Origin of the sequence: Variovorax sp. V116, from assembly GCF_041154435.1 — a bacterium.
In the GTDB taxonomy this organism is placed as follows: Bacteria; Pseudomonadota; Gammaproteobacteria; order Burkholderiales; family Burkholderiaceae_C; genus Variovorax; species Variovorax paradoxus.
Window position 1 is genome coordinate 5,133,349 of sequence record NZ_AP028661.1, and the last position, 14,886, is coordinate 5,148,234.

Sequence of the window (14,886 nt, forward strand, 5' to 3'; positions counted from 1 at the left end):
TGCCCGCGCCGCCCTGGCGCGGCTTGCGAAAACTGGCTAAGCCTTGCGCGGCTTCACGCGCGAGGCGGCATCCTTGGCAAACCTGCGGGCCGTGCCGGTGTCGGCCGCATGCACCAGCGCCACGCCCATGCGGCGCTTGGCAAAGCTCTCGGGCTTGCCGAACAGGCGGATGTCGCTGCCGGGCACCCGCAGCGCCTCGGCCACGCCGTCGAAGGCAATGCCGGTGGCATCGACGCCGCCATAGATCACCGCGCTCGCGCCCGGGCTCTTGAGCGAGGTGTCCACCGGCAGGCCGAGGATGGCGCGCGCATGCAGCTCGAACTCGTTCTGCCATTGCGTGGCCATGGTCACCATGCCGGTGTCGTGCGGACGCGGGCTCACTTCGCTGAACCAGACCTCGTCGCCCTTCACGAACAGCTCGACGCCGAACAGGCCCTGGCCGCCGAGGTCGGACGTGACGGCCTCGGCAATCTGCTGCGCCTTCTGCAGCGCGGCCGGCGCCATGGGGTGCGGCTGCCAGCTTTCGACGTAGTCGCCGCTCACCTGCACATGGCCGATGGGTTCGCAGAACCGGGTCTGCACCGCGCCGGCCGCGTCCTTGGCACGCACGGTCAGCAGCGTGATCTCGTAGTCGAAGTCGATGAAGCCTTCGACGATCACGCGGCCGTGGCTCACGCGGCCGCCGGCCATGGCGTAGTCCCAGGCCTTCTGCACGTCGGCCGGGCCGTCGATCTTGCTCTGGCCCTTGCCGGAGCTGCTCATCACGGGCTTGACGATGCAGGGGTAGCCGATGCCGGCGTCGATGGCCGCCTGCAGCTCGGCCAGCGAGTCGCAGAACTTGTAGGGGCTGGTGGGCACGCCCAGCGTCTCGGCGGCCAGGCGGCGGATGCCTTCGCGGTCCATCGTGAGGCGGGCGGCGCGGGCCGTGGGAATCACGCGCACCACGCCGGCGTCTTCGAGCTGCTGCAGCATCGGCGTGGCGATGGCCTCGATCTCGGGCACCACCAGCGTGGGCTTCTCGGCCTCGATCAGCGCCTTGAGCTGCTCGGGGTCGCTCATGGTGATGGTGCGCGCATGGTGGGCCACCTGCTGGCCGGGCGCGTTCTCGTAGCGGTCGACCGCGATGGTCTCCACGCCCAGGCGCTGCAGCGCAATCAGCACCTCCTTGCCGAGTTCGCCGGAGCCCAGCAGCATCACGCGGGTGGCCGAGGGGGAAAGAGGAGTGCCGAGGGTGGTCATGGTCGGAGTCGGAAAAGAGGGAGGAAAAAGCAATCGCCGCACTGTAAGCCACCCGCGCACCGCCCGTGTCACGCGCGGCAACGGCGCGCCGGCGGGGCTGCTTCACAATCGATCTCCTGCCGCGGTGGCGCGTCCACCCGCTCGCTTTTTTTCCGCTTTTATTCTTCAAGGAGTTTTCTCATGACGATTCAGACCGTCGGCATCATCGGCGCCGGAACAATGGGCAACGGCATTGCGCAGGCCTGCGCGGTGTCGGGCGTCAACGTGGTGATGATCGATGTCGCCCAGGCGGCGGTCGACAAGGGCCTGGCCACCGTCTCGGGCAGCCTGGACCGCCTGATCAAGAAGGAAAAGCTCACGGCCGGGCAGAAGGCCGCCGCGCTTGCGCTGATCAAGGGCTCGACCGATTACAACGACCTGAAGGGCGCGCAGCTGGTGATCGAGGCCGCCACCGAAAACCACGCACTCAAGCTCAAGATCCTGAAGCAGGTCGACGAACTGGTGGCGCCCGAGGTGATCATCGCCTCCAACACCTCGTCGATCTCGATCACGCAGCTCGCAGCCGCCACCTCGCGCCCCGACCGCTTCATCGGCATGCACTTCTTCAACCCGGTGCCGATGATGGCACTGGTGGAGCTGATCCGCGGCTATCTCACGAGCGACGCCACGCACGATGCCGTCAAGGCGCTCGCCGAGAAGCTGGGCAAGTCGCCCATCACGGTGAAGAACGCGCCGGGCTTCGTGGTCAACCGCATCCTGGTGCCGATGATCAACGAGGCTTTTTTCGTGCTGTCCGAAGGCATCGCCACGGCCGAGGACATCGACGCCGGCATGAAGCTGGGCTGCAACCAGCCGATCGGCCCGCTGGCGCTGGCCGACATGATCGGCCTGGACGTGTGCCTGGCCGTGATGGAGGTGTACCTCGAGCAGTTCGGCGACTCCAAGTACCGGCCGTGCCCGCTGCTGAAGGAGATGGTCGCGGCGGGCCAGCTGGGCCGCAAGACGGGCCGCGGCGTCTACACGTACTGATCCGGCGTCCAACAAAAACAAGGAGACAAACGCCATGACCGCCACCCCCACCACCCCACCGGCAGAAGGCTGCATCGACACCCAGGTGATCGGCCACGTGCTCTTGATCGGCATCAACCGCCCGGCCAAGCGCAACGGCTGGACGCCGCCGATGTTCCGGCAACTGGCCGAGGCCTACACCCGGCTGGACGACGACCCCGAACTGCGCGTGGGCGTGCTGCATGCCTTCGGCGACCACTTCACGGCCGGGCTCGACCTGCCGGCGGTCACCGAGTACATGAAGCGCGGCGAGAAGGCGGTGCCGGCGGGCCTGGTGGAGCCGCATGATTTCGGCCTGCCCGGCTACCGCCGCCGCACCAAGCCGATGGTGGCGGCGGTCAAGGGCATCTGCTTCACGGTGGGCATCGAGCTGATGCTGGGTGCCGACATCGTGGTGGCGGCCGACAACTGCCGCTTCTCGCAGATGGAAGTGCAGCGCGGCATCATGGCCACGGGCGGCGCCACGCTGCGCATGGCCGAGCGCGCGGGCGTGGGCAACGCCATGCTGCACCTGCTGACGGCCGACGAGTTCGACAGCGCCGAAGCCTATCGCCTGAACTTCGTGCAGAAGGTGGTGCCGGCCGGGCAGGAGCTCGACGTGGCGCTGGCCATTGCGCAGCGCATCGCGGCGCAGGCCCCGCTGGCGGTGGTGGCGACCCGGCTCAACGTGATCAAGGCCGTCGAACAGGGACCGCTCGCAGCCGTGTCGGAATTCATCGAGACGCAGAAGCACCTCTCGAACAGCGAGGACGCGGCCGAAGGCGTGCGCTCCTTTGTCGAGCGCCGGCCCGCGCGCTTCAGCGGCCGCTGAGACCCCGACGATGATGACGATCCACTTCAAACGCACGGCGCTCGCCGCCGTCTTCGCACTGCTCGCCGTGAACACCACCACCTCCCTGGCCCAGGCGCCCGCCGCCTCCCCTCCCGATCCCGCGGCCACCTCGGTCGAGGCCATGGGCTGGATGAAGGGCTTTCCGCCCCCGCCCGACAGGCTCATCACCTTCGACGATCCGGCGGGCGGCGTGTTTCCGCGCACGCGCTGGAGCTTCTCGCATGTGCGCGAAACCGTGCCCACGGCCAATGTGTGGCGCGGCAGCGGCGTGCCGAGCCCCCTGCCGGCCGCGCCGCGCAGCGACCTCGAGGCCGTGACCTTCAAGCCGCTGGGCAGCGAGGAGACGCTGAGCTTCGGCCAGATGATCCCGCGCACCTACACCGACGGCATCCTGGTGCTGCACCGCGGCCGCGTGGTCTACGAAAAGTACTTCGGCGCGCTCACGCCCGAGCGGCCGCACATTGCGATGTCGGTCACCAAGTCCTTTGTCGGCACGCTGGCGGCCATCCTCGCGGACGAGGGCAGGCTCGACCCGTCGGCGCCGGTCACGCGCTACCTGCCCGAGCTCAAGGACACGGCCTATGGCGACGCCACGGTGCGCCAGGTGATGGACATGACCATCGGCGTGCACTACTCCGAGAACTACGCCGACCCGAAGGCCGAGATCTGGGACTATGCGCGCGCCGGCGGCATGCTGGCGCAAGGCCCGAACTACACGGGCCCGAAGTCCTTCTACGAATTTCTCGCCACGCTGAAGAAGGAAGGCGCGCACGACGCCGCCTTTGCCTACAAGACGGTGAACGCCGAGGTGCTCGCCTGGATCCTGCGCCGCGCCAGCGGCCAGTCGCTGGCCGACCTGCTGAGCGAGAAGATCTGGCGCCGCATCGGCGCCGAGCAGGACGCTTACTTCATGGTCGACCGCATCGGCACCGAGTCGGGCGGCGGCGGCCTCAACACCGTGCTGCGCGACCTCGCGCGCTTCGGCGAGACCATGCGCAACGGCGGCCGCGCGCCCAACGGGCAGCAGGCCATTCCCAAGGCGGTGGTCGAGGACATCGCGCGCGGCGCCGACCCGGCCAAGTTCGCCAAGGCCGGCTACGCGCTGCTGCCGGGCTGGTCGTACCGCAACATGTGGTGGGTCACGCACAACCCGCACGGCGCCTACATGGCGCGCGGCATCCACGGCCAGAGCATCTATGTCGATCCGAAGGCGGAAATGGTGATCGTGCGCTATGCCGCGCACCCGGTGGCGGCCAGTGCGGGCAACGATCCGCTCACGCTGCCGGCCTTCCAGGCCGTGGCCGAGGCGCTGATGCGGCCCTGACCTAGGCCCTGGATGGGGTCAGCCCCGCGCCTGGGCGATCACCAGCAGGCCGTCCATGATCAGGCTCTCGACCAGTTCGAAATGCCCGTTCATCACGGGCGCCATCTTCCAGCCCGCGCCGCCGGTCATGTAGCAGGCCGGCTCGGCGCCGCAGTGCGAGCGCACGTGCTGCACCATGCGCTCGACTGCACCGGCAATGGCATAGGTACCCCCGCTGGTGAGCGCGTCGCTGGTGTTGGTGGGGAATTCGCGCACCTCGCCGGTCGGCACGTGCAGCCCCGCGGTGCCCGACTCCAGCGCGCGCAGCATGATGCCGTGGCCCGGCAGGATCAGTCCGCCCAGGAACTTGCCGCCGGCATCGATGGCCTCGACCGTCACGGCGGTGCCGATCATCACCACCACCATCGGCCGCGCCGGCCCCGCGTCCAGCATCCGGTGGCGCGCGCCGATCATCGCCACCCAGCGGTCGGCGCCCAGCCGCGTGGGATGGTCGTAGCCATTGACGATGCCGGCCTCGGCCGCGCTCGACACCACCCAGCGCGGCGCGCAGTCGAAGCGCTCGACGATCTGCTCCTCGGCGCGGCGGCGCACCGCGTCGCCGGCCACCACGCAGCCGAGCATGGAGCCGGGCGCGGGCAGGTCGGCCCAGGGGCCGTCGGCCAGCCGCTCGATGTGGTCGAGGAACTCCGCCCCATGCGCCTGCAGCGCGGCCCCCGGATGCGCCGCATCGTAGAGCGCCCATTTGAGGCGGGTATTGCCGATGTCGATCGCGAGGAAGGGGGATGCCATGGGCGGGATTATTGCGACTTTGTTGTCGCGGATGCTGGCGCATCGTTGACACACGCGGCGCGGACCTACGCGGCCGTGCCCGGTTTCGCCGCTACATTCGCGATTCCCCTCAACCAAGGCGCAAGGAGAGAACCATGGGTTTGCTTAGTTTCATCAAGGAAGCCGGCGAGAAGCTGTTCGGCGGATCGTCGGCGCAGGCGGCCGAGCCGGACGCCAACGCCAAGGCCGCGGCCGCCATCAAGACCTACATCGAGACGCAGAATCTCGGCCTCACGGGCCTGGAAGTGACCTACACCGCGAGCAGCGGCGTGGTGACGCTGGCCGGCCAGGCGCCTTCGCAGGAAGCCAGCGAAAAAGCCGCGCTGGCCGCGGGCAACGTGGCGAACGTGACGAGCGTCGACAACAACCTGGTCGCACCGCCCGCCCCGCCGGCGCAGTACCACGACGTGGTGAAGGGCGACACGCTGTCGGCCATCTCCAAGAAGTACTACGGCGACGCCAACAAGTACAACGCGATCTTCGAGGCGAACAAGCCGATGCTGAGCCATCCGGACAAGATCTATCCGGGGCAGAAGCTGCGCATTCCGGCGCTGTGAGCTGATTCGCTCGTGGCTGCAACGCGAAGGGCCCACTGGTTTCAGTGGGCTTTTTTATTGGGTGGTTTTGTTTGGCGCTGTTGTTCAGGGTGCGTGCACAGGCCACCGGGTACTCCCCTCCGCGAATGTCCCCCGCCTTCGGCTCCTCCTTTATTTCGCTGCGGGGAGCACCCGACGCCCTGTGCACTGGGCACGCTCGTGGTGTACCGCTGATCAACCAGTGCTCTGATCACGCTCCCGCTGATGGGGTGCCTTGCGCAGCGAAATTAAGGGGGAGGCCGAAGGCCGGAGGACATTCGCGGAGCAAGGTACCCCGTCGGCGGGAGCGCGCCCTGAACAAAGCCCGAACCCGAACCTAGTTCTGCTTCCAAGGCAGCCCGCGCTTGCGCCAGCCGCCGATCTGCCCGCGGTGGCCGCTCTCGTCCGGATTGCCCTCGAAACCTTCGAGGATGTTGTAGGCCTCCAGGCCCAGTTCGGTGGCGCGCCGGGCGGCGGCGATGGAGCGCACGCCGCTGCGGCACAGCAGCACCAGCTTCTTGTTGCCGTCTTCGCCCGCGGCACGGATGCCGCCGTCGAAGGCCGGGTTGAGCGCCATGCCCGGCCACTGCTTCCAGGCCAGCGGCACGGCGCCGGGCACGTAGCCGACCCATTCGCGCTCGGCATCGGTGCGCACGTCGACCAGGACCGCCTCGCCACTCGCCATCCACTGCGCGGCCTGCTCGGGCGTCACGTCGCCGGCATAGCCTTTTTCACCAACGGGTTCGGTCATCTCTTTCTCGTCCTTCCAATCGATAGGGTTACTTCAAGGGCAGCGGTCTTCTTTCGTTGCCCGGCGCCCTCGCCGGATGACGGAATTTTTCACCAGTTCGTGAAAACCCTGTTTGTCGCGTTTTCCTGCGCGCCAAAGATGCGGCTTGGGCCTGCCACACGATAACGCCAAGAGGCGGGCAGGGTTTCCTTGTCATCAGAACTTGTACGGAGAGAGACAACATGACAGACAGCAAATCGCCCCGCCGCCGCAGCCTGCTCAAGGGCGCGGCCGTGGCCGCAGGCGCCATGTCGGCGCCGATGGTCAGCATGGCCCAGACCACCTCGCTGCGCTTCCAGAGCACCTGGCCAGCCAAGGACATCTTCCACGAATATGCGCAGGACTTCGCGAAGAAGGTCAATGACATGGCGGGCGGCCGCCTGAAGATCGAGGTGCTGCCCTCGGGCGCGGTGGTCCCGGCCTTTCAGCTGCTCGAGGCGGTGAACAAGGGCACGCTGGACGGCGGCCATGGCGTGGTCGCCTACCACTACGGCAAGAACTCGGCGCTCGCGCTGTGGGGTTCGGGGCCGGGCTTCGGCATGGACGCCAACACGGTGCTGGCCTGGCACAACTACGGCGGCGGCAAGGCGCTGCTCGACGAGATCTACAAGAGCCTGAACATGGAGGTGGTGTCGTACCTCTACGGCCCCATGCCCACGCAGCCGCTGGGCTGGTTCAAGAAGCCGGTGGCCAAGGTGGAGGACATGAAGGGCCTCAAGTTCCGCACCGTGGGGCTCGCGGTGGACATGTTCACCGAGATGGGCACGGCGGTGAACCCGCTGCCCGGCAGCGAGATCGTGCCCGCGCTGGACCGCGGGCTGATCGATGCGGCCGAGTTCAACAACGCGTCGAGTGACCGCGTGCTCGGCTTTCCCGACGTGGTGAAGAACTGCATGCTGCAAAGCTTCCACCAGTCGGGCGAGCAGTTCGAGGTGCTGTTCAACAAGGGCAAGTACAGCGCGCTGCCGCAGGAGCTGCGCTCCATCATCGACTACGCCGTGCAGGCCGCGAGCGCCGACATGAGCTGGAAGGCCGTGCAGCGCAACTCGCAGGACTATGCCGACATGAAGAAGGCCGGCATCAAGTTCTACAAGACGCCCGATGCGGTGCTGCGCGCACAGCTCGCGGCATGGGACAAGACCATCGAGAAGAAAGCCGCGGAGAACCCGTTGTTCAAGAAGGTGCTGGATTCGCAGCGCATCTTCGCCGAACGCGCGCTGCAATGGCAGAACGACTACGGGGTGGACTTCAAGATGGCCTACGCGCACTACTTCGGCAAGAAGAAGAGCTGACCCCTCGGTCTGCGCGCGCTTCGTGTCGCTTCGCCAACTCCCTGCCAGGGGACGACAGCACCTGTGGACCGGCAAGGCCGGCTCCACGGTGCTTCACGAACGGTCCCCGTCCATCTCGCCATGACCATCCAACGCTTTCTCCACGCCGTCGACCGGTTCAGCATGGTCGTGGGCAAGACCTTCTCGTGGCTCATCGTGGCGCTGATGCTGCTGGTGTGCGGCGAGGTCTTCAAGCGCTATGCGCTCAACGCGCCCACTGCCTGGATCTTCGATGCCAACAACATGCTCTACGGCACCCTGTTCATGATGGGCGGCGCCTACACGCTCTCGCAGGCCGGCCACGTGCGCGGCGACTTCCTCTACGGCAGCATGAAGCCGCGCACGCAGGCCGCGCTCGACCTCGTGCTGTTCATCCTCTTCTTCCTGCCCGGCGTGGTGGCGCTCACCTGGTCGGGCTGGACCTACTTCGGCGAATCGCTCGCCATGCGCGAGCAGACCTTCAATGCCGTCCCGATTCCGCTCTACCCCTTCAAGTTCGTGATTCCGGTGGCCGGCGCCGTGCTGCTGCTGCAGGGCATTGCGGAGATGGTGCGCTGCGCGCTGTGCCTGAAGACTGGCGCGTGGGCGCCGCGCCTGAAGGACGCGGAGGAAATGGACGTGGTCGGCGAACAGCTCGCCGGCAGCACCCTCGTCGACGAGGCCGACAAGCGCGAGGTGATCGACAAGGCCAAGGCCATCGAGCAGGCCGCGCAGCAGCGCAAGAGCGGCACGACGGGAGGCACCCAGTGAGCGAACCCGCACTCGGCCTCTCGATGCTCGGCCTGATCGTGGTCGTGATCATGCTGGGCTTTCCCACGGCGTTCACGCTGATGGGCCTGGGCATGTTCTTCGGCTTCATCGCCTTCTACGATCCCGCCGCGCACTGGCTGGACAACAGGATCTTCGACCTGATGGTGCAGCGCGCCTTCGGTGCCATGACCAACGAGACGCTGCTGTCGATCCCGCTGTTCGTGCTGATGGGCTACGTGATGGAGCGCGGCGCGCTGGTCGACAAGATGTTCCACAGCGTGCAGCTGGCCTTCCGCCGCGTGCCGGGATCGCTCGCGGTGACCACGCTGATCGTCTGCACCTTCTGGGGCATCGCGAGCGGCCTGGTCGGCGCGGTGGTGGTGCTGATGGGCGTGATCGCGATGCGGCCGATGCTCAACGCCGGCTACGACACGCGGCTGGCGGCCGGCGTCATCACGGCGGGCGGCACGCTCGGCATCCTGATTCCGCCCTCGGTGATGATCATCGTGTACGCGGCCGTGGCCGGGCAGTCGGTGGTCAAGCTCTATGCGGCGGCGATGTTCCCGGGCTTCTTCCTCGCCTTTCTCTACCTGGTCTACGTGATCGGCTGGGCCATGCTGCAGCCGAAGGTCGCGCCCAAGCTGCCGGCCGACCAGCAGCGCGCCCCCGTCTCGCCCTGGGTTGCGCACATCGCGGCCAGCTATTCGCCGCGCATGCTGCCCGCGCTCGCGGCGGCCGTGGTGTCGCCGGCGCGCGCGCTGCGCGGCGCGGCCGAGGGCGTGCGCATCACCTGGTGGATGTTGCTGCGCGGCCTGCTGAGCGCGCTGGTGCCGCTGGCGCTCGCGGCCGCGACTCTGGGGTCGGTCTGGTGGTACGTGGCGATCTACTCGCAGGCGGACAACAGCAGCAGCGGCAAGGCGCCGGTGGCGCAGCAGCAGCAGGCGCCGCCCGAAGCTTCGTCGTCCGGAACCGGGCTGGCCGAACCGCCGACGTCCGATGCACCGAAGGAGCCCACGGCGGAAGACGGCCTGCAGGAGCCGCCGGGCGGCGTCGAGGAGCCCCCCGGCAGCGAGGCCCCGGCGCCCGCGGCGGCCGAGAGCGGCCTGCAGCAGCTGGGCGAAGCGGTCGATGCGCCGAAGACCGCCGCCGTGCCCGAGGCCTTCTACACCGGCTTCCTGCTGGCCAGCCTCTTCACGCTCGCGCTGCTGGCCTGGTACTACTGGCGCATGGACGCGGAGCAGTTCGAGATCCTGCGCATGCTGGTGTCGTCGGTGATGCCGCTGGCCACGCTCACGCTGGTGGTGCTGGGCGTGATCCTGTTCGGCATCACGACCGCCACCGAGTCGGCCGCGGTGGGCGCGGCCGGCGCCTTCCTGATGGCTTGGCAGGCCGGCACGCTGAACTTCAAGAAGACCAAGGAGGCCGTGTTCCTCACGCTCAAGACCACCTCGATGGTGTGCTGGCTGTTCGTGGGCTCGGCGCTGTTCTCGGCGGTGTTCGCGCTGCTGGGCGGCCAGCGCATCGTCGAGGAATGGGTGCTGGGCATGAACTTGAGCCCGCTGCAGTTCCTGCTGCTGTCGCAGGCGATCATCTTCATCCTGGGCTGGCCGCTCGAATGGACCGAGATCATCGTGATCTTCGTGCCCATCTTCCTGCCGCTGCTCGCGCACTTCCAGATCGACCCGCTGCTGTTCGGCGTGCTGGTGTTCGTGAACCTGCAGGCGGCGTTCCTGTCGCCGCCGGTGGCGATGTCGGCCTTCTACCTGAAGGGCGTGTCGCCGCCGCACGTGACGCTCAACCAGATCTTCGCGGGGATGATGCCCTACATGCTGATCGTGATCCTGTGCATGGTGTTCATGTACATCTGGCCGGGGCTGACGCTGTGGCTGCCGCAGTACCTGTATGGATGAAGCGCCGCTGGCAGCACTGTGAGCGGAACCGGCCGGCGAAGGCCGGCGCTCAGCGCCGCCGCTCCACGTACGGCCGCGCCTGCAGCAGCACGATGCGCTCGCCCACGGTGGCCCATTCGATGTCCTGGTCGACGCCGTTGAACGCACGCTTCACCGCCGCCCCCACGGTGGCCAGCCGCACCACCAGATCGTCGGTCAGCACGTGGCGGCCGGCCTCCACCGGTACTTCCTTCACGCCGCCGTCCTTGTCCAGCTGCAGCGCGGTTTCTTCGGCCGAGCGGCTCAGCACCTGGATCGCCTTGGACCAGCTCGAGTACATCACCTGCTCGGCCACGCGCCGCCCCTCCACCACGCGGATGCCGATGCCGCGCTTGGCCGAGATGTAGGTGACGTGCGGGTGGCCGGCGTCGAAGGGGTCGCGCGTGATCATCACGCCGGCGCTGGTGGCATCAATGGCCGTCTGCACGAACACGCCCATCAGCACCGACTCGGCGCCGAAGCCCGCGGCGCTGCGCGCCTCCCAGGCCTCGGGGTTGAACACCGAGGCCCAGACCTTCTTCACCGCGAGTTCGAGCGCGTCGCCGGTCTTGACGTTGGGCACTGTGGTGTAGAGCCCCGCGCCGCTGAAGCCCGGCAGGTCTTCCGAGTTGGACGAGCTGCGCACGAACACGCCGCCACCGCCGAGCTGCGCCTGCCATGCGGCGCGCCACGCCGCCGCATCGGCCGCATCGACGGGCCACTGCGCGATCTCGCCCTGCAACTGCGCCAGCGCCTTCTGCCGGACCTGCGGATCGCCCGCGAAGCCGGGCTGCTGCTGCATGCGCGCGATGCGCTCGGCCAGGCCGTTCGCGTGCATGAAGCGGTCGTAGTGCGCAAAGGGAATGCAGAAGCCGTCGGGCACGGTCGTGCCTGGAATGCGCGCGGCCAGCACGGCGCCGAGATTGGCGGCCTTGGCGCCGCACTGCGCGCTGTTGCGGGCGCGCAATGACGCGAGCGGCAGCAGGCGGGTTTCACGCAGGTCCGGCTTCGCGGCCTTGCCGCTGCCTGGCAGTGCGCCGGTGGCCGCCGCACGTGCTGCGCGCGGCGGCAGCGCGGCAATTTCTTCCGCCGTGAGGCGGCGCACCTGGTAGCCCGAGGCCGCCACCTTGAGCGCCACCCACTGCCCTGCGTGCTCGCGCAGCACGGCCGCGGCATCGCGCACATAGGCGTTGGGAATGCCCCAGCCCTTGGCGAGCAGGTTGACGTGCGAGAGCGCCGTGGACGGCCGCTCGGTCAGCACGCCGGCCACGGGCGGCAGGCCGATCGGCACCTGGCGCAGCACGGCGATGTCGCCCGGCAGCAGCGCGTTCAATGCATTCGCGCCGGAAGCCTCGTCCACGATGCGCACGCGCCCCGTGGCCGTGCCCAGGTTCATCGGCATGTAGGGCTGCTCGCGGATCAGCGCCTCCTGGCTGACGAAGTCGACGCCCGCCTCGTTCGCGATGCGTTCGTGCAGCGTGGAATTGGTCTTGAACTTCACGGGCGCGAAGAAGCCGGCCTTCACCTGTGCATCGGCCTCGCGCAGCAGCGCGGGAGTGAGCCGGTCGCCTTCCCAGAACTCGTAGGTGAAGCTGCCGATGTTCTGCTGCCAGCTCAGCGTGCCGAACAGGAAGCGGCGGTCCGGCACGAGGTAGTTGCGGTCGATCTCGCGCTTGCCCGCGCGCGGCGCGAGCCCGGTCTCGCGCACGAAGCGCACATGCAGCTGGTAGCGCGGCGTGTCGATGTAGTAGGTGCGCACGGGCCGGGCCCGGCGGTCGACGGCGAACAGCACGTGGGCCAGCTGCATCGGCGTGCCGGCGTCGTAGACGCGGGCCAGCGTGTCGAAGTCGCCGCGGCTGCGCAGCGCCGGCAGCGAGGCGGGCGCAGCCGGCCGCGCGGGAAGCTGTGCGCCTTCCGGGGCGGACTTGTTGCTGTTCTGCTGCTGGTAGTAGGAAGGCTTGCGCGCGAGCTGCGCGTGCGCGGGCGCGGCGGCCATGGCCATGGCGGCGCACGCGAGCGCCGCGGTCCATTGCGCCGCGCTATGGTTTGGGTAGCGCAATTCGCCCGGTGCACAGGCGTTCTTGTTGTTTTTCATGCCGAGTCCTCGATTACAAGCGGTTGCCGAATGTGCGCGCGCTTCACCAAGCAGGGGACATGCGCTGACAGCGGCAGCGGATTCTCGCGCGTTACATATCCACCGCTTTCATCCGCCCCCGGGAACCGGAGACAAACCATGAACCGCCCCGCCTTTCTCGATCTTCACCGGCCATGGCACCGATGGCTGCTCGGCCTCGTGCTGCTGTGCCTCGGTGCGGCCGCCAGCGCGCAGCAGGACCCGCCGGGACGCGTGGCGCGCCTGAACCTGCAGCAGGGCACCGTGAGCTTCGCGCCCGCCGGCGAAGACAGCTGGTACGACGCGCAGCCCAACCGCCCCCTCACCACCGGCGACCGGCTCTGGACCGACCGCAATGCGCGCGCCGAAGTCCACATCGGCTCCGCGGCGCTGCGCATGGACGGGCAGACGCACATCGAATTCTCCGAACTCGACGACGACACCGTGCGCCTCACCGCGAACCAAGGCAACCTGCAGCTGCGCGTGCGCGACGAGCTGGCGGGCCAGCGTGTCGAGGTGGACACCGGCAACCTCGCAGTCGTGATCGACGCGCCCGGCGAATACCGCGTGGCGGCCGACCCAGCTGCCGGCACCACCTGGATCGCAGTGGCTTCGGGCCATGTCACGCTGCATGGCGAGAACGGCGAATCGCAAGCGCTGGGCGCGCGGCAGCAACTCACCGTGTCGGGCCGCAACCTGGCCGCTGTGGGCGGCGCACCAGCGCAAAGCGGCAGCTTCGATGCCTGGGTGGCCGAGCGCAACCGCATCGAGGACCAGTCGATCTCCGCACGCTACGTGTCGCGCGAGGTCGTCGGCTACCAGCAGCTCGACGCCTACGGCGACTGGCAGAGCGACCCGAACTATGGCGACGTCTGGTTCCCGCGCAACGTGGATGCCGACTGGGCGCCCTACCGCGACGGCCAGTGGGTCAACATCGCACCCTGGGGCCTGACCTGGGTCGACGCTGCGCCCTGGGGCTTTGCGCCCTTCCACTATGGCCGCTGGGCGCGCCTGGGACCGCGCTGGGCCTGGGTGCCGGGGCGGCCGGCCGCACGGCCCGTGTACTCGCCCGCGCTGGTGGGCTTCGTGGGCGGCAGCGGCGCCAATGCCGCCTTGCAGATCGGCAACGGCCGCAGCGGCGTGGGCTGGTTCCCGCTGGCCCCCGGCGAGGCATGGCGGCCCGGCTATGACGCGAGCCAGCGCTACCTCGACCAGGTGAACCGCATGGCGGCCTACCGCAACCGCCAGGCCGAGCTGCGCAACGGCTTCTATGCCAACCAGCAGATGGCGGGCGCCGTGACCGTGCTGCCGGCCGACCGCTTCGGCCGCGGCCCCTTCGGCCGGCGCGACCTGGTGCGGCTGCCGGACGACCGCTTCGCGCGGGTGCCGGTGGCGCCGGCGCCGGGCGTCCCGATGCAAGGCTTCGGCGGCGGCTTCGGCCGGCCGGCCGCTGCGCTGCCGCCGACGCAGCTGATGGCGCGCGAACAGCAGGAACTGCGCTACGAGCAGGCACGGCGAACCCGGCAGATGCAGCAGGCGCAGCAGGTGCAGGCGATGCAGCAACAACAGCAGCAGCAGCAAATGGAATGGCAGCGCCAGCAGGGCTTGCGCCAGCAGCAGGATTGGCAGCAGCGCGGCGCGCATGACCAGTGGCAACAGCAGCGGCAGCAGCAGCAGCAGCAGCAGCAGTTGCAGGTCCAGCAACAGCAGCAACAGGCGCTGCGGCAGCAGCAGGAGGCGCAGCAGCGCGCCCAGGCGCAAGCCCTGCAGCAGCAACAACAAATGCAGCAGATGCAGCAGCAACAGCGCGCGGCGCAGCAGCAGGCATTGGCCCAGCAACAGATGCTGCGCCAGCAGCAGGAGATGCAGCAACGCGCCGTGCAGGCGCAACAGCAGGCCCAGCAGAACGCGATGCGCCAGGCGCAGGAAGCGCAGGTGCGCGCCCTCCAGCAGCAGCGCGGCTTCGCGCCTGCACCGCCTTCACCGCAGCAGCAGCCGCAGCTTCAGCCAGGCCAGCGCGGCGGCGACGACCGGCGCAGGTTGATGACCTCTCCGGACCAGCGCTGAACCTCCAGGGCTTGCACGGCGCCATCGCTCCGCGCAAGTCC

General features: G+C 68.6%; 12 protein-coding genes. 8 read left to right on the forward strand and 4 right to left on the reverse strand.

Annotation, left to right across the window (positions count from 1 at the left end):
- Positions 1 to 36 precede the first annotated feature (36 nt).
- Positions 37 to 1,239 (reverse strand): formate-dependent phosphoribosylglycinamide formyltransferase, encoded by a 1,203-nt coding sequence (gene purT / locus ACAM58_RS24595; RefSeq protein WP_369663701.1) that lies wholly within the window; start codon positions 1,237 to 1,239, stop codon positions 37 to 39.
- A gap of 180 nt (positions 1,240 to 1,419) precedes the next feature.
- Between purT and ACAM58_RS24600 the strand changes: the two genes are divergently transcribed.
- The 3 genes from ACAM58_RS24600 to ACAM58_RS24610 are packed head-to-tail and all read left to right on the forward strand — an operon-like array spanning position 1,420 to position 4,463.
- Positions 1,420 to 2,268 carry a 3-hydroxybutyryl-CoA dehydrogenase gene (locus ACAM58_RS24600; protein ID WP_018905095.1) on the forward strand — a complete coding sequence of 283 codons (849 nt, stop codon included), beginning with the start codon at positions 1,420 to 1,422 and terminating at the stop codon, positions 2,266 to 2,268.
- 34 nt (positions 2,269 to 2,302) lie between these two features.
- Positions 2,303 to 3,118, forward strand: coding sequence for a crotonase/enoyl-CoA hydratase family protein (locus ACAM58_RS24605; RefSeq protein ID WP_062364226.1), 816 nt, complete (start codon positions 2,303 to 2,305; stop codon positions 3,116 to 3,118).
- Between the two features lie 10 nt (positions 3,119 to 3,128).
- Positions 3,129 to 4,463, forward strand: a complete 1,335-nt coding sequence (locus ACAM58_RS24610) for a serine hydrolase (RefSeq protein ID WP_062364225.1) — start codon at positions 3,129 to 3,131, stop codon at positions 4,461 to 4,463.
- Positions 4,464 to 4,481: 18 nt separating this feature from the next.
- Here ACAM58_RS24610 and ACAM58_RS24615 read toward each other — a convergent pair whose 3' ends face one another.
- A complete protein-coding gene (locus ACAM58_RS24615) occupies positions 4,482 to 5,252 on the reverse strand; it encodes a type III pantothenate kinase (protein ID WP_015867697.1) in 771 nt (256 codons plus the stop codon).
- Between the two features lie 134 nt (positions 5,253 to 5,386).
- Between ACAM58_RS24615 and lysM the strand changes: the two genes are divergently transcribed.
- Positions 5,387 to 5,848 carry a peptidoglycan-binding protein LysM gene (gene lysM / locus ACAM58_RS24620; protein ID WP_018905098.1) on the forward strand — a complete coding sequence of 154 codons (462 nt, stop codon included), beginning with the start codon at positions 5,387 to 5,389 and terminating at the stop codon, positions 5,846 to 5,848.
- 355 nt (positions 5,849 to 6,203) lie between these two features.
- On the opposite strand, the gene ACAM58_RS24625 is transcribed toward lysM, so the two are convergent.
- Positions 6,204 to 6,617 (reverse strand): rhodanese-like domain-containing protein, encoded by a 414-nt coding sequence (locus tag ACAM58_RS24625; protein WP_062364223.1) that lies wholly within the window; start codon positions 6,615 to 6,617, stop codon positions 6,204 to 6,206.
- A gap of 221 nt (positions 6,618 to 6,838) precedes the next feature.
- On the opposite strand from ACAM58_RS24625, the gene ACAM58_RS24630 reads away from it, so the two are divergent.
- From ACAM58_RS24630 to ACAM58_RS24640, 3 genes are all read left to right on the forward strand, one after another.
- Positions 6,839 to 7,948: a TRAP transporter substrate-binding protein gene (locus ACAM58_RS24630; RefSeq protein ID WP_015867700.1), complete on the forward strand. Its 1,110-nt coding sequence runs from the start codon at positions 6,839 to 6,841 to the stop codon at positions 7,946 to 7,948.
- Positions 7,949 to 8,068: 120 nt separating this feature from the next.
- A complete protein-coding gene (locus ACAM58_RS24635; RefSeq protein ID WP_015867701.1) occupies positions 8,069 to 8,737 on the forward strand; it encodes a TRAP transporter small permease subunit in 669 nt (222 codons plus the stop codon).
- Entirely contained in the window at positions 8,734 to 10,647 is a 1,914-nt protein-coding gene (locus tag ACAM58_RS24640) for a TRAP transporter large permease subunit (RefSeq protein WP_369663702.1), read from the forward strand. The genes ACAM58_RS24635 and ACAM58_RS24640 overlap by 4 nt, the downstream gene beginning before the upstream one ends.
- Before the next feature lie 49 nt (positions 10,648 to 10,696).
- On the opposite strand, the gene ACAM58_RS24645 is transcribed toward ACAM58_RS24640, so the two are convergent.
- Positions 10,697 to 12,760: a PEP/pyruvate-binding domain-containing protein gene (locus tag ACAM58_RS24645; protein ID WP_369663703.1), complete on the reverse strand. Its 2,064-nt coding sequence runs from the start codon at positions 12,758 to 12,760 to the stop codon at positions 10,697 to 10,699.
- Between the two features lie 138 nt (positions 12,761 to 12,898).
- On the opposite strand from ACAM58_RS24645, the gene ACAM58_RS24650 reads away from it, so the two are divergent.
- Entirely contained in the window at positions 12,899 to 14,845 is a 1,947-nt protein-coding gene (locus ACAM58_RS24650) for a DUF6600 domain-containing protein (RefSeq protein ID WP_369663704.1), read from the forward strand.
- Positions 14,846 to 14,886: the final 41 nt, after the last annotated feature.

Bases quoted from the DNA above. Each gene is read 5' to 3' on its own strand.
- ACAM58_RS24615 (WP_015867697.1), bottom strand. From the start codon at position 5,252: ATGGCATCCCCCTTCCTCGCGATCGACATCGGCAATACCCGCCTCAAA.
- ACAM58_RS24650 (WP_369663704.1), top strand. From the start codon at position 12,899: ATGAACCGCCCCGCCTTTCTCGATCTTCACCGGCCATGGCACCGATGG.
- ACAM58_RS24610 (WP_062364225.1), top strand. From the start codon at position 3,129: ATGATGACGATCCACTTCAAACGCACGGCGCTCGCCGCCGTCTTCGCA.
- ACAM58_RS24600 (WP_018905095.1), top strand. From the start codon at position 1,420: ATGACGATTCAGACCGTCGGCATCATCGGCGCCGGAACAATGGGCAAC.
- ACAM58_RS24645 (WP_369663703.1), bottom strand. From the start codon at position 12,760: ATGAAAAACAACAAGAACGCCTGTGCACCGGGCGAATTGCGCTACCCA.
- purT (WP_369663701.1), bottom strand. From the start codon at position 1,239: ATGACCACCCTCGGCACTCCTCTTTCCCCCTCGGCCACCCGCGTGATG.
- ACAM58_RS24625 (WP_062364223.1), bottom strand. From the start codon at position 6,617: ATGACCGAACCCGTTGGTGAAAAAGGCTATGCCGGCGACGTGACGCCC.
- lysM (WP_018905098.1), top strand. From the start codon at position 5,387: ATGGGTTTGCTTAGTTTCATCAAGGAAGCCGGCGAGAAGCTGTTCGGC.
- ACAM58_RS24605 (WP_062364226.1), top strand. From the start codon at position 2,303: ATGACCGCCACCCCCACCACCCCACCGGCAGAAGGCTGCATCGACACC.
- ACAM58_RS24635 (WP_015867701.1), top strand. From the start codon at position 8,069: ATGACCATCCAACGCTTTCTCCACGCCGTCGACCGGTTCAGCATGGTC.
- ACAM58_RS24630 (WP_015867700.1), top strand. From the start codon at position 6,839: ATGACAGACAGCAAATCGCCCCGCCGCCGCAGCCTGCTCAAGGGCGCG.